This is a genomic window from Enterococcus hirae ATCC 9790 (assembly GCF_000271405.2).
GTDB lineage: Bacteria > Bacillota > Bacilli > Lactobacillales > Enterococcaceae > Enterococcus_B > Enterococcus_B hirae.
The window spans coordinates 1,968,443-1,991,415 of sequence record NC_018081.1 but is presented as its reverse complement, the minus strand read 5'-3'; the positions used below and the strand labels follow the sequence as shown (position 1 = coordinate 1,991,415).

Here is a 22,973-nt window from a genome sequence, read left to right as displayed (position 1 = left end):
AGTAGGTACTATCTATTAGAGCCTATCTAGTATACATTATATCTATTGAAAATTAAAGGAGGAGTATAGATGATCCATTCATTGAATGATCGAATCATGTTAAATAACCAAATAGAAATTCCAGGGATAGGACTTGGTGTCTTTCAAATCCCTGATACCCAAACTGCTGAAGTAGTCAAAGCAGGCATTGTAAAGGGCTATCGATTGATTGATACTGCTCAAATATATGATAATGAAATTGGTACAGGAATCGGAATCAAAGAAGGGCTGAAAGCTGCTGGAATTTCTCGAGAAGAACTATTCGTAACCTCCAAAGTCTGGAACGATCATTTAACCTATGACGAAACGATCCAAGCTTTTGAAACCAGTTTAGCACGTCTAGGACTAGACTATCTAGATCTTTATTTAATCCATTGGCCTGGCGAAGATGCTTTCTTAGAGTCTTGGCGTGCTTTGGAACAATTATATCAAGCGGGGAAAATCAAAGCGATTGGTGTTAGCAATTTTCAAATCACTCATTTAGAAAAATTATTGACACATGCGAATGTCATTCCCGTTCTCAACCAAGTGGAACTACATCCAAAGTTATCTCAAATTGAACTACGCAATTTCTGCGCAAAACATGCAATAAAGATCCAAGCGTGGTCCCCTTTGATGCAAGGGAAACTATTGAATCACCCAACTATAGTAGAGATTGCTGAAGCGCATCATATTACTCCAGCCCAAGTAATCTTACGTTGGGATGTCCAGCAAGACATCTTATTAGTGGTCAAGTCAGTTAAGCCCGAACGAATGAAAAGTAATGCTGACATTTTTGATTTCGTTCTTTCTGAAGATGAAATGACGGTTTTGAATGCACTGAACGATCATTTTCGGGTAGGACCAAATCCTGATACATTCGATTTTAAATAAAGGAGGAAGATGTAAGATGGAACTAGGTTTATCTCATAAGGTTGCGTTAGTCACTGGCTCAACGAAAGGCATCGGAAAGGCCATTGCGATTGAATTGGCAAAAGAAGGTGCAGATGTCATCATCAATGGTCGTCACGCACCGCTTGTTGATCAAGTGGTCACTGAATTAAAAGAAAAATTCCCCCAAACTAACCCTCAGCGTGCGCCATTTGATTTAGCAGATCCAGAAGCACGGCAAGAACTGTTTACGCAATTTCCTACAGTAGATATTTTGATCAATAATATGGGGATTTTTGAACCGATGGATTATTTAGCTATCACAGATGATATTTGGGAACATTTTTTCCAAGTCAATGTACTTGCTGGAAATGCATTAGCCAAAAATTATTTACCTAAAATGTTGAAGCAAGATTTTGGTCGTATCCTTTTTATTGCGAGTGAAGAAGCAGTGATGCCTTCAGGTGAAATGGCTCAATACAGTATGACCAAAACGATGAATCTTTCTTTAGCAAAAAGTTTATCCAAATTGACTGTTGGCTCTCAAGTGACCGTCAACACGATCTTGCCTGGCTCCACCTTGACAGAGGGCGTTCAAGAAATGTTAACAACAATGTACGCAGACAGCCAATTGCCTGAATCTGAATGGGAACAAGATTTTATGAAAAATCATCGTCCACTCTCACAGATCCAACGCTTGATCCGACCAGAAGAAATCGGGCGTTTTGTTGCATTTGTTTCTAGCCCCTATGCAACTTCTTTTTCTGGCGCTGCCTTGCGACTTGATGGAGGATTGGTGCCAACAATTTATTAAGAACGATTTTGTAACACAAATCAATTTCTTCTTACTAAAGAGCCAGTATGATTTTTCATTCGAACAAATGTAAGAAACAAAAAAACGAAGGATACCGAGCCAAGACTTGCCTCAGTCTCATTAGAAAAAAGACAAGCCTAACTATTCGTTAGGCTTGTCTTTCATTTCAAGCAAGAATTTTCTTTCTTAACTGTATTTTATTGATTTAAAAGAATAGGTAACGTATTTGCTAGCTCTTCTTTGCGAACTTCAACCATTTCCCCAGTTTTCTTAATTTTGACTTCAACGATACCATCCACCGCTTTTTTACCTACTGTAATTCTAATTGGACAGCCAATTAAATCGGAATCTGCAAATTTCACACCTGCACGCTCATTACGATCGTCAACGAGTACTTGATAACCAGCAGCTAACATCGTTTGTTCGACTTCTTCGGTTAAGTTCGTTTGGTTTTCGTCTTTTAGATTCATTTGAACAACATGTAAATCAAAAGGCGCGATTCCTTTAGGCCAGTTAATGCCATTTTCATCTGAATTTTGTTCAACGATTGCTGAAAGCAGACGACTTACGCCAATTCCGTAACAACCCATAATGACAAATTTTTCACGTCCATTTTCATCTAATACGGTTGCGCCCATTGATTCACTATAGCGTGTGCCTAATTTAAAGATATGTCCGATTTCGATTCCACGTGTAAATGCCAATACACCATTATTATCAGGTGATGGATCTCCTTCTTGAACAAAGCGAAGGTCTTCATATGAGATCACTTCAAAATCTCGTTCTGGGTTGACATTCACATAATGGAACCCAGTTTCATTCGCTCCAGTAATAGCGTTCGCTAAGTCTTGGACATGACGATCAGCGTAGACTTTTACTTCTTCTGCTACACCGATTGGACCAACAGAGCCGAAATCTGCTCCTAGGTATTTTTGAGCATCTTCTTCTGTTGCTTCTTCTAAGAAATCAACCGCTAAAAAGTTTTTCAGTTTCACATCATTGACATCGTGGTCCCCACGTACTAATACCAATACTGGGTTTTCGTCAGCCATAAATAAAACAGATTTGATGATTTTTTGTGGTTCAGTTTCAAAGAAGTTCGCTACTTCTTCAATCGTTTTTACATCTGGTGTCGCAATTTTTTCTAATTCAAGTTGTGTTTCATGTGATTTTTTAGGGACATAATAACTTGTCGCCATTTCTAAGTTAGCGGCATAATCGCTTTCTGTTGAGTAGCAGATCGTATCTTCACCGATTTCTGAGATCGCCATGAATTCTTTTGAATCTTTACCACCCATTGCGCCACCATCACCAATGATTGCTCGGAAATCTAACCCACAACGTTTGAAAATCTCAGTATATGCTTTTTCATAATCTTTATACGCTTCATCTAAACTTTCTTCTGATGAATGGAAAGAGTAAGCATCTTTCATAATAAATTCTCTGCCACGTAATAACCCAAACCGTGGACGTTTTTCATCACGATATTTTGTCTGGATTTGGTAAAGGTTCAACGGCAATTTTTTATAGGAATTGACTTCATTGCGAATCAATTCAGTAAATGTTTCTTCATGAGTTGGACCTAAGATCATTTTGCGATCATTACGATCATTGAGACGATATAAATTTGGGCCGTAAGTTTCATAACGACCAGATTCTTCCCACAATTCCGCAGGTAAGAGAGCTGGCATCAACATTTCGACAGCGCCAATCTTTTCAAATTCTTCACGCATGATCGTTTTTAATTTTTCCAATACACGATTAGCAAGAGGCAAATAAGAATAAATACCAGCTGAAACTTGGCGAATATACCCTGCTCTTAATAAAATTTGATGACTTAGTACTTCTGCATCATTTGGAACTTCTCGTAATGTTGGAATCAACATTTTTGATTGTCTCATTCTATATACTCCTTCATTTCTCATATAATCATTTATCGTTTGTAATTATACCCTATTTATAAACTTTTTCTAGAAAAAGAATCGTTGGATATCATTCCATGTGACTAATACCATTAAAAGCATCAATAAACCGAAGCCTGCTAATGTGATAAAGCCTTCTTTTTCTTGGCTGATTGGTTTTCCACGAATCCCTTCCACGACGTTCAAGACAAGCTTTCCTCCGTCAAGCGCTGGAATTGGTAATAAGTTAACGATTCCCAAATTCATCGAAAGAATGGCCATCAAGCTAATGACCGTTAATATTCCTTGATCTGCAGCTTCTGAAGATAATTGGAACATCATTACAGGACCGCCCAATTTATTTAAACTAAAGTTTGTAAATAATGAGCCTAGTGCTTTAAAAATTTCTAATGAACTACTGAAAGCTTGTTGTGTTCCTCCAATGATTTTGTCAAAAAATCCCGTTTTCATTGGTGCTTTGATTCCTAATTGCCCATATTTTTTTCCATTCGATTCTACCACGCCTGGTGTTACTGAAAGGGTTTGTTTCTGTCCATTGCGCTCGACTTCAACACTGAGTTTTTTCCCAGGATTCTCGGTGATCGTAGCCGTTAGATCTCCCCAAGAATGAATGGCATTACCATTGATCTCCAAGATTTTATCATTTTCTTTTAAACCAGCAGTTTGTGCTGCACCATTAGGTAAGACTTCGCCAATTTGGTTCGTGTTAGTGACTTGAACTCCGCCATGCATAAAAGCAAGCAGAATAAATAACAAAATAGCTAACAAGAAATTATTCATTGGTCCTGCGAAATTCGTCAACATCCGTTGCCATAATTTGGCTGATTGGAACTGCACGTCTTTTGGAGCGATTCGAAGTTCTGTGCCATCGGCTTCAATGATCGAAGCATCATGCGCGACAGAATAAGTCACTTCTTGTTCTTCCTCGCCATTGACATAGCCAGTAATCGTTAATTCTTCTTCAAGATCATAACGAATCAATTCCATCGGGATACTATTTGTAAGCTGTACTTTTTTACTTAAATTGATTTTCTCTACGATACCATCAGAATTTAATAAAAGAGATAACGGCATTCCCGGAGCCATCTCTGTTTCATCGTCCCCGTTTCCTGCCATCCTCACATAACCTCCGATTGGCAATAAACGTAGTGTATAGGTAGTTCCGTCCTTAGCTTGATGCCCATAGATTTTGGGTCCCATACCAATTGCAAACTCTCGAACGAGAATTCCTGATCGTTTCGCAAAGAAGAAGTGTCCAAATTCATGAACAATGACCAAAATGCCAAAAACAATAATAAATGTAATAATTGTTTTCATTTTACATTCTCCTTTACTTTTTTAGGTTAAATAAAACATCTTAATTTTACCATATTAATAGCTATTCACCAATAGCCCTAGTTTTTTTAAAGAAAAGAGGTGGCGCTGGAAATAATCAATTTTTAGAAATAAGCCGAATAATCCAAAACTATTTTTCTTCTGGATTATTCGGCTTATTTTCTGAACGAACAACTTCTAAGACACCACGTATTCTTTTTTGAGTAATATGTGAACATAAAGTTCGCATATTGATTTGAAAAAAGATAATGCTTCATTCCCATGCCCATATTTAGCTAACAACTCATTGACATACTATTAAACTATTGTTATTTATAAATGAGTAGACGATTGGGCAAGTGCTCATTCAAGTCTTTGATGATCACTAGATCAATCCAAATAAATGCATGATTGGAAAGACAAAAAGCAAACTATCAAAACGATCTAGTATCCCGCCATGCCCTGGTAAGATATTCCCAGAATCTTTGACATCGTAGTGACGTTTGATCGAAGATTCAACGAGATCACCAAATTGTCCCACGATCGATAAGAGCATCGTTACAAGGAGCATGAAGAACAGCCCATGTCCAAATAATTCTTTGGCTGGATAGAACAAGAAGTACAACAAAGCAACGACTAATGCACTAGTAATACCACCTAATGCTCCTTCGATTGTTTTATTCGGTGAAACATCTGGACTTAACTTATGTTTTCCGTATTGTCTTCCAACCATATAAGCACCGATATCAGTTGCCCAAACGACAAATAATCCAAAGAGCAAGACTGCCAAACCTTCTGTTCTTGCATTGACGAAATTTTGAAATCCAATACCTACATATAAACTAGTAATTACCGGGAATCCCGCCTCATCAATCGTATAAGTATTCTTTGAAATAACTGATGTCCCTAACAAGATCATGACGATCAAGTAAAAGATCATAAACGTGCTTGTCTTCTCCGGTAAAAAGAAAAACCAACGTTCTTTTGGTAGAACTAAAATAACTGCTCCAATCGCTGATAATATTCCTTCAAAACTTAACAACGTCAAGCCCTTCATACGGAATAACTCATAGACACCGACGACTGCTAACAAAGCTGCTACAAATTCGATTGTGATTCCACCGATCCATATAATTGGTATAAATAGGACCAGGGCAATAGCAGCTGTGATCACTCGTTGCTTCATGACTGATCTCCTTCTTTCTCTGTTTTCTTCACGCCACCGAAACGACGGTCTCTGTTTTGAAATGCTGCGATTGCTTCTTCTAGATGCGCCCCATCAAAATCAGGCCACAAAGCTTTTGTGAAATACAATTCGCTGTATGCAAGTTGCCAAAGCAAGAAGTTACTAATTCTTTCTTCCCCACTTGTTCGAATAACCAATTCAGGATCCCGCCATTCGGTTGGCAAAAAACCAGTCATGAGATGATCTGCAATCAGTTCTTCGTCAATAGCTTCAATCGCAGTTTCTTCATTTTTGACTTCTTCAGCAATTTTTTTGACTGCTGTCACAATCTCTGCTCTGCTTCCATAATTCAAAGCAAAGTTAAGGATCATTCCAGTATTATCTTTTGTTTGCTCAATTGCTCGACGAACAGCATCTTGTGTATGTTCAGGTAATACTTCTTCATAGCCCATGACACGAACCTGAACGTTTTCTTTGATCAATTCTGGAACAAATGTATCAAAAAAATCCACTGGAAGTTGCATCAAAAAACGGACTTCATCTTTTGGTCGTTTCCAATTTTCTGTTGAAAAAGCATAGAGGGTTAAAACTTTCACACCTAAACGAGAAGCTTGTTTGGTTACTTTTTTAACTGTCTCCATCCCTTCTTTATGTCCAGCAACTCGAGGTAAACGTCGATTTTGGGCCCAACGACCATTTCCGTCCATAATGATTGCGATATGCTGAGGAATGGGACCTTCAGCCGCAAAATGAAAATCACTTTTTTCTTGAATATACTTGTTTTTTTGCGGAAAAAAACGTAACATTCTTTTTCCTCCTATACTTAAAAGTTACCACTATCTTTAGTATTATATCAATTTATCACGTGATTTCCTATGCTGGATTACTTTTTTAGTTATTTCTACGACTTTTTTCTTATTTTTTAACTTTTGCTATAAAAAAAGCCTAGGACAAGAAATCGTCCAAGGCTTTTTAGTAGGTGTAAAAATACATAAACGGCATTGATAAAAGACTGATTCTACCAAGCTTTATGATTAAACATCCAGTAATTCTTGTTCTTTGTCACTAGCGATTTTATCTACTTCTTTGATGCTTTCATCGGTTAGTTTTTGTACTTCTTTTTCTAATCCACGTAGATCATCTTCTGTGATATCGCCATTTTTTTGTTGTTTTTTGTATTCATCAATTGCATCACGACGAATGTTACGAACAGCGATTTTCGCATTTTCTGCTTCTTTTTTTACATCTTTTGCTAATTCTTTACGACGTTCTTCAGTTAATTGAGGAATAATTAAACGAATGACATTCCCATCATTGGTTGGACTGATTCCAATATCACTTGCCATAATTGCTTTTTCAACATCTTGTAAAATGCTCTTATCAAATGGAGTGATCATTAAAACACGTGCTTCCGGGATTTGAATTGAAGCCATTTGGTTCAAAGGTGTTGGTGCACCATAATAATTAACTGTGATTCGATCAAGTAAACTTGCATTGGCACGTCCTGCACGAATTTGTCCAAGCTCACGTTGTAAATTTTGTGCTGCTTTTTGCATCTTTTCTTTTGCTTCTGTCATAATTGCATCTGCCATTTTTTATTTCCCCCTTACAGTTGTTCCGATATTTTCGCCTAAGATTGCACGACGGATATTTCCATGTTCATTTAAATTAAAGACAAGCAATGGGATGTCATTGTCCATGCTTAGTGAGCTAGCGGTAGAGTCCATTACCTGCAACCCTTTTGCAATCACTTCTAAATGAGTCAATTCTTCAAATTTCACAGCATTTGAATCTAATTTTGGATCAGCTGAATAAACACCATCAACATTGTTTTTAGCCATTAAAATAACATCAGCGCCAATCTCAGCTGCGCGTAATGCTGCAGTGGTGTCTGTTGAAAAGTATGGATTCCCAGTTCCACCTGCAAAAATCACGATTCGGCCTTTTTCTAAATGACGTTCTGCTTTTCTGCGAATATATGGTTCAGCAATTTGTCGCATTTCGATTGATGTTTGGACACGTGTTGGCACACCAACATTTTCCAAAGTATCTTGCAACGCTAAAGCATTCATTACAGTTGCCAGCATCCCCATGTAATCAGCTTGAGCACGTTCCATTCCCATCTGAGCACCGATTTGTCCGCGCCAAATATTGCCGCCGCCTACCACGATAGCCATTTCAACGCCTAATTCGTGTACTTCTTTGATTTCTTGGATGATTTCTTTAATAACAGGCGGTTTAATTCCAAAGCCTTCATTCCCAGCTAAAGCTTCTCCACTTAATTTTAAGACAACACGCTGATATTTCGGTGTGACCATGTTCATTCCTCCAATATTTTCTATTGCTATTTTACCATATTCAGGTAATTTAGCCACTAAAAGTCTAACTATTTGTACCTATGCCTAAAAAAAAGAGCTGTGACATACGTCGCTGCTCCTTTTTAATTCCAAATAAGCATACTATCTAATGTTGATCCAACATTTAAAAAGTGACTCGCAAAATGAATCAACATTAGATAACATATACTCAATTTTCAGAATTATTTTTTCACTTGGTTCATAACTTCTTCAACAAAGTTGTCTTCGCGTTTTTCGATTCCTTCGCCAACTTCAAAGCGTACAAAAGTTTTCACTGTAGCACCTTTAGAAGCAACATATTTTTCAACAGTCATATCAGGATCTTTAACGAATGGTTGGTCAACCAAAGCGATTTCTGCTTTAAATTTCTTCAAGCGTCCTTCTACCATTTTTTCAACGATATTAGCAGGCTTACCTTCGTTTAAAGCTTGTTCTGTAAGAACAGTTTTTTCATGTTCTAATTCAGCTTCAGGAATTTGAGTTTCGTTTACATAGCGAGGATTGATTGCAGCTACGTGCATAGCAACGTCTCTTGCTACAGATTCATCAGTTGTTCCATCTAAAACAGTCAATACAGCGATACGTCCGCCCATGTGTAAGTAACCACCGAAAGCAGCGTTATCTTCTTTTTCAACTACTTCAAAACGACGGAAGCTGATTTTTTCTCCGATTACTTGTGTTGCTTCGATCAAGTCAGATTCGATCGTACCTTTTTCTGTTTTGATCTTCATTGCAGCTTCCATGTCTGCAGGTTTGTTTTCTGCAACAAGTTCAGCGATTTCTTTCACTAGATCTTGGAACATTTCGTTTTTAGAAACAAAGTCTGTTTCTGAGTTAACTTCAACGATTGCTGCAGTATTTCCTTTGATTGCTACTGAAGCTAATCCTTCAGCTGCAATACGATCATTTTTCTTAGCTGCTTTAGCCATTCCTTTTTCACGTAAAAGATCTACTGCTTTTTCCATATCGCCTTCTACTTCAACTAATGCTTTTTTCGCATCCATCATACCTACGCCTGTCATTTCGCGTAGTTCTTTTACCATTTTAGCTGTTACGTCTGCCATTATTGTATCCTCCTATAGTTTCTTTTTAAAAAAAGCTGTTTCAAAGGAGAGTGAGGCTTGTCGCCTAGCCTTTGAAACAGCTCCATCATTTAAAAATTATTCTGCTGAAGTGTTGTCGCCTTCTACAACGTCAACGATTTCTTCGATTGAAGTAGCATTGTTTTCTACTACAAAGTCTTCTTCAACTACTTGGTCTTCCCCTTGGTTACCTTCGATAAATGCATCAGCCATTTTTGAAGTAATCAATTTAACGGCACGGATTGCATCGTCATTTGAAGGGATAACTACGTCGATTTCGTCTGGGTCGCAGTTTGTATCAACCATAGCTACGATTGGGATATTTAATTTATGCGCTTCTTGAACAGCAATGCGCTCTTTACGTGGGTCAACGATGTACATTACATCTGGAATTCTTGGCATATCAGCGATACCACCCAAGAATTTTTCAAGACGTTCACGTTGTTTGTTCAAACCAGCAACTTCTTTTTTAGGTAGAACTTCAAAAGTTCCATCTTCTTCCATTGCATTGATTTGTTTCAAACGGCTGATACGTTTTTGGATTGTATCCCAGTTAGTCAATGTTCCACCTAACCAACGATGGTTTACAAAGTATTGTCCAGCACGTGTTGCTTCATCTTTGATTGCTTCTTGTGCTTGTTTTTTCGTACCTACGAATAAAGCCACGCCGCCTTCTTCTGCAACGCTCTTCATGTAGTCATAAGCTGCATCTACTAACTTAACAGTTTTTTGTAAGTCGATGATGTAGATTCCGTTTCTTTCTGTGAAGATATATTTCTTCATTTTTGGGTTCCAGCGACGAGTTTGGTGACCAAAATGTACGCCGGCTTCTAGTAATTGTTTCATTGAAATTACTGCCATTTTTGTTTCCTCCGATTTGGTTTTTATTTTTCCTCTCCCTGTCTTTCACCTCGCTGACAAACTTTTTCAAGCACCTATCAACGATCCAACAGGAATGTGGATTTATTGATACAAAAAGCATCTTCAAACATTATACAAGTAACCTACCTGTATAGCAATAGCTAAAGAGACATTCTTGCTCAACATTCAATATTTTACCTGACTTGCTAGTAAATATCAAGAGAAATCTCTAGTTGCCTCTGCATTTATTCTCATCTTTTATGCTTTACTCTCTCATTAACAAATGATCATAATTCCTAGAGTTATCTCATAAATCAGAATAATATTGGGCAACTCGATTTTTTTTGATATGATACATGTGAAATCTTTCGTAAAGGAGAAAGAATATGCGTAAATCTGAGCGACATTTACTTATTAAACAAGTGATCGGGGAATTTACGATCCGTACACAAGAAGAACTCTTGGCCAAACTGGAGAATTATGGTGTGACAGCGACACAAGCTACGATTTCCAGAGATATTCGTGACTTAAAAATCGTAAAAGTACCAGATGAAAATGGCGTTTCCCATTTTGTTCTTTTTCAAGGAAAAAAAGGACTCGAAGCAAAAACAGATGATGAAAAACGGTTAGTCCAAATGATCGAAGACATCGTGTTAAAAGTGGAACGGGTCCATTTTCTGACGGTCGTCCATACCTTACCAGACAACGCACATCTTTTCGCTGCCGTTTTAGACGATATCAAACCACCTCATATCGTCAGTACGATTGCTGGGTTCGATACAACCATTATCATTTCCAAAGATGAAGAAGAAGCAAAATTGGTGGAAGCCTTCTTACATGCTCCCAAAGAAACAACACTTTTTTAAGCCAACTAAATTTAATCAACGCAGCATGAATCAATGAATGGATGATATCTGTCCCAATCACTTCTATATAAAATAAACCGACCCTCACGAAAGCTACTATTATAAGTAAGCCTTTCGTAAGGGACGGTTTATTTGTGTACGTTACTTTTCTTACATTTTATCTGGTGCGTGTAAGCCAAGCAAACGTAAATCTTCTTTTAACAAGACTGTTACAGCATAAACTAATGCTAAACGCGCTTCTTTTTGGTCATCTTCAACTAAAATTTTAGTATGTGCATAATATTTATTAAATGCTTGAGCTAACTTGATTGCATGTTTCGCAATAATAGACGGTTCGTATTTTTCACCTGCTTGTAAAACAGTTTCTGGGTATTTTTGAATCAATTTTACAACTTCCCAGCTGTTTTCATCATTCAAGGCGTATTCTTGATCTGCCGATGGCGTAAAGTCGGCTTTTGCTAACAAGCTGACAGCACGAGCATGTGTATATTGTACATAAGGTCCTGTTTCACCTTCGAAACGGACAACTTCTTCTAAATTAAAGTCAAATGTATTTAGGCGATCGTTTTTTAAATCATGGAAGATAACTGCGCCAACACCGACTTGTTTAGCTACCACATCTTTATTTTCTAAATCAGGATTTTTCTCACTGATCTGTTCTTTAGCAGAGTCAATGGCTTCATTTAGCACTTCTTCAAGTAAAACAATTTTCCCTTTACGTGTTGATAGTTTTTTACCACCTTGAGTAATCAATCCGAATGGGATGTGATGCATATCATCTGACCAATCAAAGCCTAATTCTTTAAGAAGAGCTTTCAATTGTTTGAAGTGATAACTTTGTTCGTTTCCGACAACATACAATGATTGTTTAAAATCATAGGTGCGTTTGCGGTAAAGAGCTGCTGCTAAATCACGAGTGATATAAAGTGTTGCACCATCTGATTTCTTGATCAACGCTGGGTTCAAATCATAAGCTGATAAGTCAACGATTTCAGCACCTTTATCTGCTTGCAATAAATGTTTTTCTTCTAAAAGTTCTACGATTTCATCCATTTTATCGTTATAGAAAGCTTCACCATTTAAAGAATCAAAACGAACTTCTAATAGATCGTAGATTTTATTGAACTCTTTCATAGATTCGTCGCGGAACCATTGCCATAATTCAATGGCTTCTTTGTCGCCTTCTTCCAAACGTTTAAACCATGAACGTGCTTCATCATTCAATTCTGGTTCTGTTTCAGCCACTTCATGGAATTGAACATACAGACGCAACAATTCATTGATTGGTTCAGAACGTACTGCTTCTTCTGAACCCCATTTTTTATAAGCCACAATCAGTTTCCCAAACTGTGTGCCCCAATCTCCTAAATGATTGATACGAATCGGGTTGTAGCCTAATTTTTCCATGATAAATCCGATGGAGTTCCCGATAACTGTAGAACGCAAATGCCCCATTGAAATCGGCTTTGCAATATTAGGAGAAGACATATCGATTGGTACGTTTCCGTTATTTCCGATGGAGCTGTCGCCATAATGTTCTTTTTCTTTCACGACAGAAGCCAAAACTTCTTTACTGATCATCGCTTTATTCATAAAGAAGTTTAAGTAAGGACCAACCACTTCGATTTTTTCAAAGTTTGTTGAATCGATTTTTTCTGCTAGGTCAGCTGCAATTTGTTGAGGGGCTTTTCGATAGATTTTCGCTAATGAAAAGGCAGGAAAGGCTACATCCCCATGGTCTGCAGATTTTGGATTTTCTAATAGTTTTTCTACTTGTTCCATTGTAAGATCGTCTTTGACAACGTCATAGATCGCTTTTGATACAATATCTTTGTTATTCATTTACATTCCTCCTATAAATACTTTTGTTTGCTGAAAACAAAAAAATCTCTAGTGATCATAGATAACTATGATCACTAGAGACGAGATATCCCGCGGTACCACTCCAGTTGTCCTATTTGCTAGGACCAGCTTCATCTGATATCGGTTGATAGCCGTCTGTCTTAGACAGAGTTCTCCAAGTGCGCTTCATTGTATCCTCTCGTTTGGCTTTCACCACACCCAAACTCGCTTTGATCAAGTAAATACAATTACTCTCTTGTTCAACAAACTATGAAATTATTATATTAATTGAATTATAGCAGAAAAAAAAACTGCTGGCTAGGGATTTCTTATAAAAAATGTCCAGAAGGTCTAAAGGAGAAGAAATACCAACTGGACACTTTTTAACATAGTTCATCTCCTAAGAAAAAGAATTCTTAGTTATCCGCTACGATGATCGTTCCTTCTTCAGATGCGAGAAGGTTCTCGATATTTTCTAAAGAAGTAATAATCGCTTTAGCTTTTGGTTTTGCCTCAACAAAGGCAATTGCCGCTTCGACTTTTGGCAGCATACTTCCTGGTGCAAATTGATTTTCATCAATGTATTGCTTCATTTCTGAAACTGAAACAGTTTCTAGTTTCTTTTGATCTGGTTTTTGATAATTTACATAAACATTATCTACTCCAGTTAAAACGATCAATAGATCTGCATCGATAATTTCCGCTAATTTTTCAGAAGCAAAATCTTTATCGATAACCGCTTCTCTACCTTCTAAACCAGTTGCCGTTTCCACAACAGGAATTCCACCACCACCAACAGAGACTGTAATCACGCCTTGTTCTACTAGCGTTTCAATCACTCGTGCTTCTTTAATTGAAATTGGTTTAGGAGAAGCCACTACTTTACGCCAGCCACGACCAGCATCTTCTTTAAAGGTTACTGTTGAATCAGCTTTCATTTGTTCATTGGCTTCTTCTTCGGTATAGAATGGTCCTACTGGTTTGCTTGGGTTTTTAAATGATGGATCGTTTTCATCAACGATGACTTGCGTAACAAGTGAAACCACATCTTTATCGATGCCTTTTTCTTTCAATACTTCACCCATTGCATTTTGTAACCAATACCCAATTGATCCTTCTGTCATTGCAACACAAGTATCTAAAGGCATCGCTGGTGTCTTTTCTGAGTCAGCTGCTTGTTGTTGGATCAGCAAATTCCCTACTTGTGGTCCATTCCCGTGAGAAATGATCAACTCATCCCCTTGTTCAATGAATTTTACTAAGTATTTTGCTGTTTCCATCAATGCCTCTTGTTGTGCTTTTGCACTTGCATCTGTTGATAAAATCGCATTACCACCTAATGCGACAACTACTTTACGATTTGCCATATTTGTCTTCCTTTCTCCAGAGAGTTCTGAATTTTCTCAATGACAAAACAAGCCAGCCCATGATGAGGTCCATTAAAGCTGACTCGTTTTGTTCTTGAGATGAATGTGATTAACCGTTACACACGAGGAATAAACAAGTTACCAAGTGTTGCTGCCATGATCGCTTTGATTGAGTGCATGCGGTTTTCTGCTTGGTCGAATTGACGTGCATATTTACTGCGGAAGACTTCATCAGTAACTTCCATCTCAGTAATGCCGAAGCGTTCTTTCATTTGTTCACCATAGATTGTGTTTGTATCATGGAACGCTGGTAAGCAATGTAAGAAAATCAAACGGTCAGTATTGTGCGTTTTTTCGATCATTTCCATGTTGATTTGGTAAGGTTTCAACAATTTGATTCGTTCTTCAAATTTATCTTCTTCACCCATTGATACCCAAACATCTGAATAAAGTACGTCAGCACCGTCAACACCTTTATCCACGTCATCAGTGATCATTAATTGTGAACCAGATTTAGCAGCAAATTCTTCTGCCATTTTGACGATTTCTTCTTCTGGTTGTAATTCTTTTGGTGCTACGATACGCATGTTTGCACCTAAAATAGCCCCAGTCACAAGTAAAGAGTTCGCCATGTTGTTACGTCCGTCACCACAATACGCCACTGTGATTCCTTCAACTGTTCCAAAGTTTTCTTGGATTGTTAAGAAATCTGCGATCATTTGTGTTGGATGCCATTCGTCTGTTAAGCCATTCCATACTGGAACACCAGAAAATTCTGCTAGTTCTTCCACCATTTTTTGGCTAAAGCCGCGGAACTCAATTCCGTCAAACATTCGACCTAATACTTTAGCTGTATCTTCTGTTGATTCTTTTTTACCTAATTGGATATCATTGGCACCTAGATATTCAGGATGCGCACCTAAATCGATTGCTGCAGTTGTAAAAGCTGCACGTGTACGAGTAGACGTTTTTTCAAATAAAAGTGCAATGTTTTTACCTTCTAAGTAGTGATGTGGAATGCCACGTTTTTTCAAATCTTTTAAGTGCTCAGAAAAATCGATTAGATATTGCAATTCTTCTTTTGTAAAATCTTTTTCTGCTAATAAACTTCTTCCTTGAAATACTGACTCTTTCATAACTAAAATTCTCCTTTAGGTTGTTTGTTTTTGTTTTAAAGAGGAAATCTAGTGGCAGCTGACAGTTAGACTGCCACTAGCATTCATATTATTTTAAATCTTCACGTACTAATGGTTGGCTCATGCAGCGTGGACCACCACGACCGCGTGACAACTCACTTGAATTGATTTCCAATACTTTGATGCCATAGCTACGTAATAATTCATTGGATACATAGTTACGGTTGTACGTTACGACAACACCTGGTGCGATTGCCAGGGTGTTAGAACCATCATTCCATTGTTCACGAGGAGCAACGATCGCATCACCATTACCAGTTGGGATCAAGACTAAATCATCCAAACCTAACGCAGCTTTTAATGACGCTTGTAAGTCATCTGAATGAGCGATCTTGATATCATCGCCTGCTTGTTCGATCGTAAAGACATCCATTTTTCCTTCTTTACTTTGGATTGCTGGATGGATCGTGAATTTATCATGGTCAACCATGGTAAACACAGTATCTAAATGCATCATTGCTCGATTGTTAGGAATCTTGATTGCTAGGACTTTTTCAAAGCCTGCATGTTTAGCAAATAAATTACGTGCTAATTTTTCGATTGCTTTAGCGCTTGTTCGTTGTGAGATACCTACAGCGACGACTTTGTCACTTAGGATTAATTCATCTCCACCTTCGATGTGATCAGGGTTTTCACGATCTAACCATACTTCAACCCCTTTGTTCGCAAAACGTGGGTGATGTTTCAAGATGTATTCAGTAAACATTGATTCACGACGACGTGCTTCAAATGTCATCATGTTAACAGTCATCCCATTTCCCATTGATGCGGAAGGATCACGTGTAAAGTAAAGGTTTGGCATTGGGTCCATATAGAATGGATAGTCGTCATCTGAAGAAAGATCATACAGACTGTTTGAACGAACTGAAATATCTTTCGTGCGGACACCCGCCATAATTTTATCTACCATTTCTTGGGTTTCCATTGATAGAAGGAACTCATGAAGACCATCTCTTACAGCAGAAGATGCAATGTGGGATTCGTCTAACATTTTATTTAAAAATTGTTCTTTGACATTGCCGGCATCAATTGCTTCTGCAGCTAATTTTTCTAGATATAAAGTTTCGACGCCTTCATCTTGCAATGTCTTTGCAAAATAGTCATGCTCTTCTTGTGCGATTGGCAGATATGGAATATCATCAAACAACAGACGGTCCATAATATCTGGTGTTAAATTTTCCACTTCTTGTCCAGGTCGTTTCAATAAAACTGTCTTTAACTTCCCTATCTCAGAGAAAACGTGAATAGGTTTATCCATGTTGTGTTGCCTCCTTCGTTTTGATTACATACATAGAATACCGCCTTTTTGTAACCACTTTCATAATTTCTTCTCATCTAAAACGAGAGCAATTTCACATTATTAGAAGACAATTAAATAAATAAACGTTTTTACATTTTTTATTAACTTTTATCACTTTTTTTATACTGAAAACTCTCTCAAAAAAATATTTATTCATTAAAAAATTATTTTTGAATATTTTCTTTTTCGATATTTCACAAGGTTGATAGCGCTTGCTTTATGTAATAATTGTGTTTTTTATACAAAAATACCAATCATTAAAAAGAATTATGCAATCTATCCGTATAAATTATTCATAATAACAAAAAAGACTGATCACAAAGAATAAAATTGCTTTTTTAACCATGATTTTTCTTCTAGGTTAAAACTTTACATTTAAGCCAAAACCAGTCACAATATAGTATGTAGCTGAAAGTAAGGAGTGGGAGTTTTATGCGTATAAATAGAATTGATTATCATTTTTCAAAGTTACGCTATCAACCTGATTTTGAAAACTTTACTGACGAGGAATTTGAGCTCATTAAAGAGCATACGATCCTTCGTTCTTATAAAAAAGGACAAATTTTATTTGATGAAGGAGATGAACGACAACGTCTCTACATTTTAACATCAGGATTGGTTCGTCTAGAACGATATGATGAAAGTGCTACTTATTATTATTATGATTATGTCAATCCAAATAACCTTTTCCCAATGTCTGGTATTTTTGAAGAAGGAATTTATTCATACACTGCTCAAGCAATGACAGACATCGAAACTTTCTCTTTCCCAGTATCTTGTTATGAAAAAATTGCGAAAAACAATCCAAAACAATTACTCTATATGATCCATAAAATCTCAAAAGTAGTAGCGATGCACGAACTGCGGATACAGATCGGTTTAACTTCTAGCGCTTTTGATCGAGTGAAACAAAACTTATTCATTTTAAAAGAAGAGCTTGGCATACCAACCACAGATGGCCATGTCGAAATTCCATACCCTATCACACTAAAAGAATTAGCGGTTAATAGTGGGACAACGAGAGAGACTGCTGGACAAGTAATCAAACAGTTAAAAGATTCTGGTTTATTAGATTACCAAAAGAAACGGTTTACTTTTTGTAAAACTGCTGTGACGCCTGCTTTAAGAGAATAAAAAAACATACTAAGATGAGGCTGCCCTTATCTTAGTATGTTTTATTTTTTGTCTAAGCCTGATTTATTTGTAAAGGAGACAAAGAAACCTTTTCATCCTTGTTTGCGGTGCTGATGCCAAAATAGGAGGTGTCTAGGAATCATTATCGCTATTAGTGGTTTCAAGACATACAGATAATGAACTTTAGCAACCTGTAATTCTTTGAAATTACGATATTTCAACCGACTTTCCCCAAGGCGATTTTTCCAGGAATTTTTTTATAATACTCTTTATCTTGATAGTAATAAACTAAGTTTTCTTGTAAATTATAACCTTTGTGTCCCTTCGCATATAACCGCATATATAGGTCATAATCTTGTCCTCTAACAGTATCTTTTGAAACTCGATAACCCGCTACAGATTCTAAGATGTGTTTTCTAAACATAGCCGATGGATTGATGAACGGACTCGTTTTCAAGAGATCTTTTATTTCAGGTCGTTCTTTGACCACCCGTTCACCATAGACACCCTCTTGGTCCCATAAATAGGCATTACTGCCAACAAAACCAAATTCTGGATGAGCCTCTAAAAACGCTACTTGCTTTGCCATACGTTCCACGTGACAATAATCATCGTCATCTAGTTGCATAATGTAGTTCCCCCGTGCATGTTTGATTGCCTGGTTGCGAGTATAAGCACTTTTAGAATTTCTAGCGTTTTGATAGATTCTGATACGTTGATCTTGTTTTTTTAATTTCGTTAAAAGTTCCCAAGTATGATCTGTTGATCGATCATCGACAATAATGATTTCAAAATCTTGATAGCTTTGTCTTAGTACAGAATTGACTGCTCGCTCAATCGATTTTTCTGCATTGAAAGTGGGAATAATCACACTAATCATTTGACTGCTCCTTTTTTCCATTTACTAGAGATCCCTGTTCTTTCACAACGAGTAAACCTACTAAGATCCATAGTAATCGTGAATTTTGTAAAGAAATACTAAAAGAAAAAATAATATTCGCTAATATTAAGAGACACAGCAACCATTTTTTCAGCAATAATTTTCTGACAAACTGACCAAATACCAACAACATTCCCATCATTGCTGGGACTATTCCCCATTCAACAGCTATTTGTAAAAAAGTATTATGAGCAATCGTCGGGCTTCCACTAACTGATAAAGCAACTGAAGAGTAGTCAACGAAACCGATACCCATGAAATGAGTCCGCGTTAACAAAAGTTGTGCTGTTTTCCAAGCTTCTGTTCTACCGGAACCTCCAGCAACGATTGCGCCATAAAAATTAGTGAAGACTCCCTCAAATCGGACAAATTGCGGAATGGAAAGAAAACGTGCAATTAAATTACTTACATAATCAGCAAAAAGAAAATGCGTACCGATAATCAATACACTCGCTGTCATGATTGTCATTACAAGATGTTTGACGTTGATATTTTTCCTAAATAATTTTTGAATTAGAAATAACAAATTGATTACTAAAAACGCTACAACGCCTGTTTTGGAAGCAGATAACAAAATACAGAATGTATAACCCATGAATGCAATCAGGTTCTTCCACTTACCTTTAAATGGTCTTAAGTACCAGATACAGTAGCCACATGTTTGAAGATAAGCAAAATAGTTAGGATCATTCATGAATCCTTTCAAACGTAGATCACCGAACAAAACAAATGATTTCAAACTTGCTGGAGCTACTAGAAAAATGAACATACTAAGACAGCCAAAAAAAAGTGTTCCGACTTTTACCCCAGATAAAAAATCTTTTTTCAACTCTGGATTTATATGAAGGATCGAGATCGTTAGAATCAAATAAAGGAGATTGACGAAAAATTTTTGTCCCGTCATGATGACTGAAAAAAGCGAAACAGAAGTATCCACCCATGAACTTAACAATATCGTGGACAATAACCGCCAACAAATAACCCCAATAAAAAATAGTACTAATTGTTTACTGAACACCACTTTTTTCATTAGTAGAAGGTAGCCAACTAATAGCACCATAAATACATCACTTATTGACATATTGATCCCGAAAAAAACACGCGAAATACAGAGTGTAAATCCCAATAGGTAAAATAACCTTCCTAAAATTTTTTGGTTGCTTTTCGTTAATTCATCAATTGATGAGTACCCATTTGCTTCAATTGTTTTCATTTTCTATCTCCCCGTGTGCCTTTAACAGCAAAAATTCACTGATTGATTTATTTTTCCAATCATCATTTCTATCTTTCCTTCATTCATTAGAAGCATTTGCAAACGCTATAACTTTCTTGGCTGCTTCGCTTTCATCTTCTGGTAACTGTTCAATTAGCTGGGTGACTTCTTTTAAAGAAAAGCCTTTAATGTCCCCAACAAAAATCTTCTCAAAAATTTGCGTTTCTTTCTTTTCTTTTTCTAATAGCAATTCTTCATATAATTTTTCCCCAGGACGTATCCCTGTTTCAACAATCTCGATATCTTCTGTATAACCACTCAAATGGATCATATTCTTAGCTAGATCCACGATCTTGATTGGCTTATCCATATCCAAAACAAAAATTTCTCCTCCCTTAGCCAATGCACCTGATTGAATAACTAATCTGCTCGCTTCAGGGATCGTCATGAAGTAGCGGGTCATCCGAAAATCGGTGACAATGATCGGTCCCCCTCTTAAAATCTGTTCTTTAAACAGTGGAATAACACTACCTCTAGACCCAAGTACATTCCCGAAACGGACAGCCGAAAACTTGGTCTCACCAGATTGGTTCAGACTTGTGATTAACATTTCTGCGATTCTTTTTGTTGCTCCCATCACATTTGGCGGGCGATTTGCTTTATCAGAAGAAATCATCACAAAGTTCTTAACATGATTTTTTTTAGCTGCTTCCGCCACATTTTTTGTTCCGTTAATATTATTCTTAATTGCTTCTGTGGGATTATATTCCATCAGCGGAACGTGTTTATGTGCGGCTGCATGATAAACAATCGTGGGATGGTATTTTTCCATCAAATAAAAGATGCGTTCTCTATCTTGAATATCAGCAATGATTGGTAGAATCTCTACTTTCCTCTGAGGATCTAATGTAGTTAGTTCTCGATGAATCGAATAAATCGAATTTTCTCCATGTCCAAGTAAAATCAACTTTGCTGGTTCAAATGCCAAAACTTGCCGACAAATCTCTGAACCAATCGAGCCCCCAGCCCCAGTTACTAAAATCGTTTGTCCTTCTAATTGATGGCTGATACTTTCTAGGTCAAGGGAAACTTCCTCTCTTCCTAATAGATCGATCACATCTACTTCTTTTAATTGCGAAACATTGATTTTTCCGGTAGCTACTTCTTCAAAAGAGGGAACCATATTTACCTTGATATTCTTATTTTCAATGGATTGAACAAGCTGTTGGATCTTCTTTTTTGGTAACGAAGGAATCGCTATCGTAACCATATTGATACGGAACGTCTGGATCAATTGATTTATTTCACGGGTATTTCCCAGTACTTTTTTACCTAAAAGATAAGTTCCCCATTTGTTACAATCATCATCGACAAAGCCCACAACTTCAATATTATTCACAATTTGAGAACCTAAAAAACTTTGATACAGTAATTGTCCACCATCTCCAGCACCAATGATCAAGATTCGTACTTTTTTTTCATTCGAACGACCATTTTTATTTTTCAATTCAACCCAGACCCGCCAGCCTAACCGACTACTAGCAACCAATAAAAGTGCCATTATGTAAGAAAAAACAACTAATCGCAAACTAATCTGGTACATGAGCTCCTGGTTAAACAAGTAAAACAAAGGAAAAATTGAAAATAACATAAAAGTGAGTGCCGCAAAGATCCCTAACAACTCATTAAGATTCGTATAACGATTGATTCTTGTAAATACTTTAAAGATCCCACCATAGAACAGATAACAAACAACTGATGAAATGAGTGTTATTGCCAAATAATCTCTATTGATGATAACAAATGGAACCATAAATATAAAACTGATGTAATTAGCAAGTATGATCAGAAAACTATCGAGTAGCACCAAACTAATCGCTTTGATTTTTCTAGTTGGTTTAATCAATAAATCACCTTCTTTAGTACTTGATATGCACGATCTTGATCAACATTTTCTTTCAATCATTTTAACACACCATCTACTACCTCAATAATAGTAGTTGATATCTTTCGACTTCTTTACTCCATTATAGACAATCCCTAAGATATTTGCCTGAGCGATCGTCAATAGTTCCTTTGCTTTGAACAATTCTTGCTTTAGCGTTTTTCGTTCTCTCACGACAATGATTGTACCATCTGTTTTTGAAGCTAGTATCTGTGCATCCGTCACAGGCACAACAGGCGGTAAATCAAAAATGATCAAATCAAAATTTACGCTTAATTCATCAATGATTTCATTCATTCGGCTTGACTCGAGTAATTCAGAAGGATTGGGAGGTTTTGGTCCACTGGTCATTGTCCACAAATGTGCAATATTTGTTTCATGAATGAATACGAAAGCTGATTCATTTCTTTTTTTAACAGGTTAGTTAGTCCGTCACTGTTCGAGGTTGAACGAAATGTACTTTCTACACTTGGCTTTCTTAAATCTGCATCAATTAGGAGTGTTTTCTTCCCGCTATTTGCAAAAACAATCGCTAGATTCGCTGAAACAGTTGACTTCCCTTCCTCTGGACCTGCTGAAGTAACGACGATTGTCTTTATATCCTGATCAAATGAGCTAAATTGGATATTTGATCGAACCGTTCGATACTGTTCAGAGATCATGGACGATTGTTTACTAGCACTAATCAGAGGAACACCCTTTTTTTTCATATTATTTTTCACGTA

The 22,973-nt window shown here is 37.0% G+C and carries 19 protein-coding genes, 1 pseudogene and 1 other annotated feature; of the genes and pseudogenes, 4 read left to right on the top strand and 16 right to left on the bottom strand.

The window, feature by feature from the left end:
- Positions 1–69: 69 nt before the first annotated feature.
- Positions 70–912: an aldo/keto reductase gene (locus EHR_RS09600; protein ID WP_010737777.1), complete on the top strand. Its 843-nt coding sequence runs from the start codon at positions 70–72 to the stop codon at positions 910–912.
- Between the two features lie 16 nt (positions 913–928).
- A complete protein-coding gene (locus EHR_RS09595) occupies positions 929–1,723 on the top strand; it encodes an SDR family NAD(P)-dependent oxidoreductase (protein ID WP_010737778.1) in 795 nt (264 codons plus the stop codon).
- Positions 1,724–1,920: 197 nt separating this feature from the next.
- Here EHR_RS09595 and EHR_RS09590 read toward each other — a convergent pair whose 3' ends face one another.
- The 8 genes from EHR_RS09590 to rpsB all read right to left on the bottom strand — a co-directional run bounded on the left by EHR_RS09590 (position 1,921) and on the right by rpsB (position 10,445).
- Positions 1,921–3,624 (bottom strand): proline--tRNA ligase, encoded by a 1,704-nt coding sequence (locus tag EHR_RS09590; RefSeq protein ID WP_010718877.1) that lies wholly within the window; start codon positions 3,622–3,624, stop codon positions 1,921–1,923.
- A gap of 69 nt (positions 3,625–3,693) precedes the next feature.
- Positions 3,694–4,962 (bottom strand): RIP metalloprotease RseP, encoded by a 1,269-nt coding sequence (rseP, locus tag EHR_RS09585; protein ID WP_010737779.1) that lies wholly within the window; start codon positions 4,960–4,962, stop codon positions 3,694–3,696.
- Between the two features lie 382 nt (positions 4,963–5,344).
- Complete coding sequence (locus tag EHR_RS09580) at positions 5,345–6,145, bottom strand: phosphatidate cytidylyltransferase (RefSeq protein WP_010737780.1); 801 nt, start codon at positions 6,143–6,145, stop codon at positions 5,345–5,347.
- Entirely contained in the window at positions 6,142–6,951 is an 810-nt protein-coding gene (locus tag EHR_RS09575; protein WP_010718874.1) for an isoprenyl transferase, read from the bottom strand. Before EHR_RS09575 ends, EHR_RS09580 begins: the two co-directional genes overlap by 4 nt.
- A 228-nt stretch (positions 6,952–7,179) precedes the next feature.
- Positions 7,180–7,737: a ribosome recycling factor gene (gene frr, locus EHR_RS09570; RefSeq protein ID WP_010737781.1), complete on the bottom strand. Its 558-nt coding sequence runs from the start codon at positions 7,735–7,737 to the stop codon at positions 7,180–7,182.
- Positions 7,738–7,740: 3 nt separating this feature from the next.
- Positions 7,741–8,463 (bottom strand): UMP kinase, encoded by a 723-nt coding sequence (pyrH, locus tag EHR_RS09565; RefSeq protein WP_010718872.1) that lies wholly within the window; start codon positions 8,461–8,463, stop codon positions 7,741–7,743.
- Between the two features lie 221 nt (positions 8,464–8,684).
- On the bottom strand, positions 8,685–9,566 hold the full coding sequence (tsf, locus tag EHR_RS09560) for a translation elongation factor Ts (RefSeq protein ID WP_010718871.1): 882 nt from the start codon (positions 9,564–9,566) through the stop codon (positions 8,685–8,687).
- Between the two features lie 96 nt (positions 9,567–9,662).
- Entirely contained in the window at positions 9,663–10,445 is a 783-nt protein-coding gene (gene rpsB, locus EHR_RS09555; protein WP_010718870.1) for a 30S ribosomal protein S2, read from the bottom strand.
- Between the two features lie 386 nt (positions 10,446–10,831).
- Here rpsB and EHR_RS09550 point away from each other — a divergent pair, with 386 nt between their 5' ends.
- Positions 10,832–11,311 carry an arginine repressor gene (locus EHR_RS09550; protein WP_010737782.1) on the top strand — a complete coding sequence of 160 codons (480 nt, stop codon included), beginning with the start codon at positions 10,832–10,834 and terminating at the stop codon, positions 11,309–11,311.
- A 150-nt stretch (positions 11,312–11,461) separates the two neighbouring features.
- On the opposite strand, the gene argS is transcribed toward EHR_RS09550, so the two are convergent.
- The 4 genes from argS to arcA form a co-directional block, all read right to left on the bottom strand.
- Positions 11,462–13,153, bottom strand: coding sequence for an arginine--tRNA ligase (gene argS / locus EHR_RS09545; RefSeq protein WP_010737783.1), 1,692 nt, complete (start codon positions 13,151–13,153; stop codon positions 11,462–11,464).
- A gap of 73 nt (positions 13,154–13,226) precedes the next feature.
- Positions 13,227–13,426, bottom strand: a binding site (T-box leader).
- Positions 13,427–13,569: 143 nt separating this feature from the next.
- Positions 13,570–14,520 carry a carbamate kinase gene (gene arcC, locus EHR_RS09540; protein WP_010718867.1) on the bottom strand — a complete coding sequence of 317 codons (951 nt, stop codon included), beginning with the start codon at positions 14,518–14,520 and terminating at the stop codon, positions 13,570–13,572.
- A 116-nt stretch (positions 14,521–14,636) separates the two neighbouring features.
- Positions 14,637–15,656 (bottom strand): ornithine carbamoyltransferase, encoded by a 1,020-nt coding sequence (gene argF, locus EHR_RS09535; protein WP_010737784.1) that lies wholly within the window; start codon positions 15,654–15,656, stop codon positions 14,637–14,639.
- An 88-nt stretch (positions 15,657–15,744) separates the two neighbouring features.
- The gene (gene arcA, locus EHR_RS09530) at positions 15,745–16,974 is read right to left on the bottom strand and encodes an arginine deiminase (RefSeq protein WP_010718865.1); all 1,230 of its coding nucleotides are present in this window, start codon (positions 16,972–16,974) and stop codon (positions 15,745–15,747) included.
- A 474-nt stretch (positions 16,975–17,448) separates the two neighbouring features.
- Here arcA and EHR_RS09525 point away from each other — a divergent pair, with 474 nt between their 5' ends.
- Positions 17,449–18,150: a Crp/Fnr family transcriptional regulator gene (locus EHR_RS09525; RefSeq protein WP_010718864.1), complete on the top strand. Its 702-nt coding sequence runs from the start codon at positions 17,449–17,451 to the stop codon at positions 18,148–18,150.
- 217 nt (positions 18,151–18,367) lie between these two features.
- Here EHR_RS09525 and EHR_RS09520 read toward each other — a convergent pair whose 3' ends face one another.
- From EHR_RS09520 to EHR_RS09505, 4 genes and pseudogenes are all read right to left on the bottom strand, one after another.
- Positions 18,368–19,030 (bottom strand): glycosyltransferase family 2 protein, encoded by a 663-nt coding sequence (locus EHR_RS09520; RefSeq protein WP_014834576.1) that lies wholly within the window; start codon positions 19,028–19,030, stop codon positions 18,368–18,370.
- Positions 19,023–20,303 (bottom strand): O-antigen ligase family protein, encoded by a 1,281-nt coding sequence (locus EHR_RS09515; RefSeq protein ID WP_010737786.1) that lies wholly within the window; start codon positions 20,301–20,303, stop codon positions 19,023–19,025. Before EHR_RS09515 ends, EHR_RS09520 begins: the two co-directional genes overlap by 8 nt.
- Before the next feature lie 79 nt (positions 20,304–20,382).
- A complete protein-coding gene (locus EHR_RS09510) occupies positions 20,383–22,209 on the bottom strand; it encodes a polysaccharide biosynthesis protein (RefSeq protein WP_010737787.1) in 1,827 nt (608 codons plus the stop codon).
- Between the two features lie 81 nt (positions 22,210–22,290).
- Positions 22,291–22,958, bottom strand: a pseudogene (locus tag EHR_RS09505) (CpsD/CapB family tyrosine-protein kinase).
- Between the last annotated feature and the right edge of the window lie 15 nt (positions 22,959–22,973).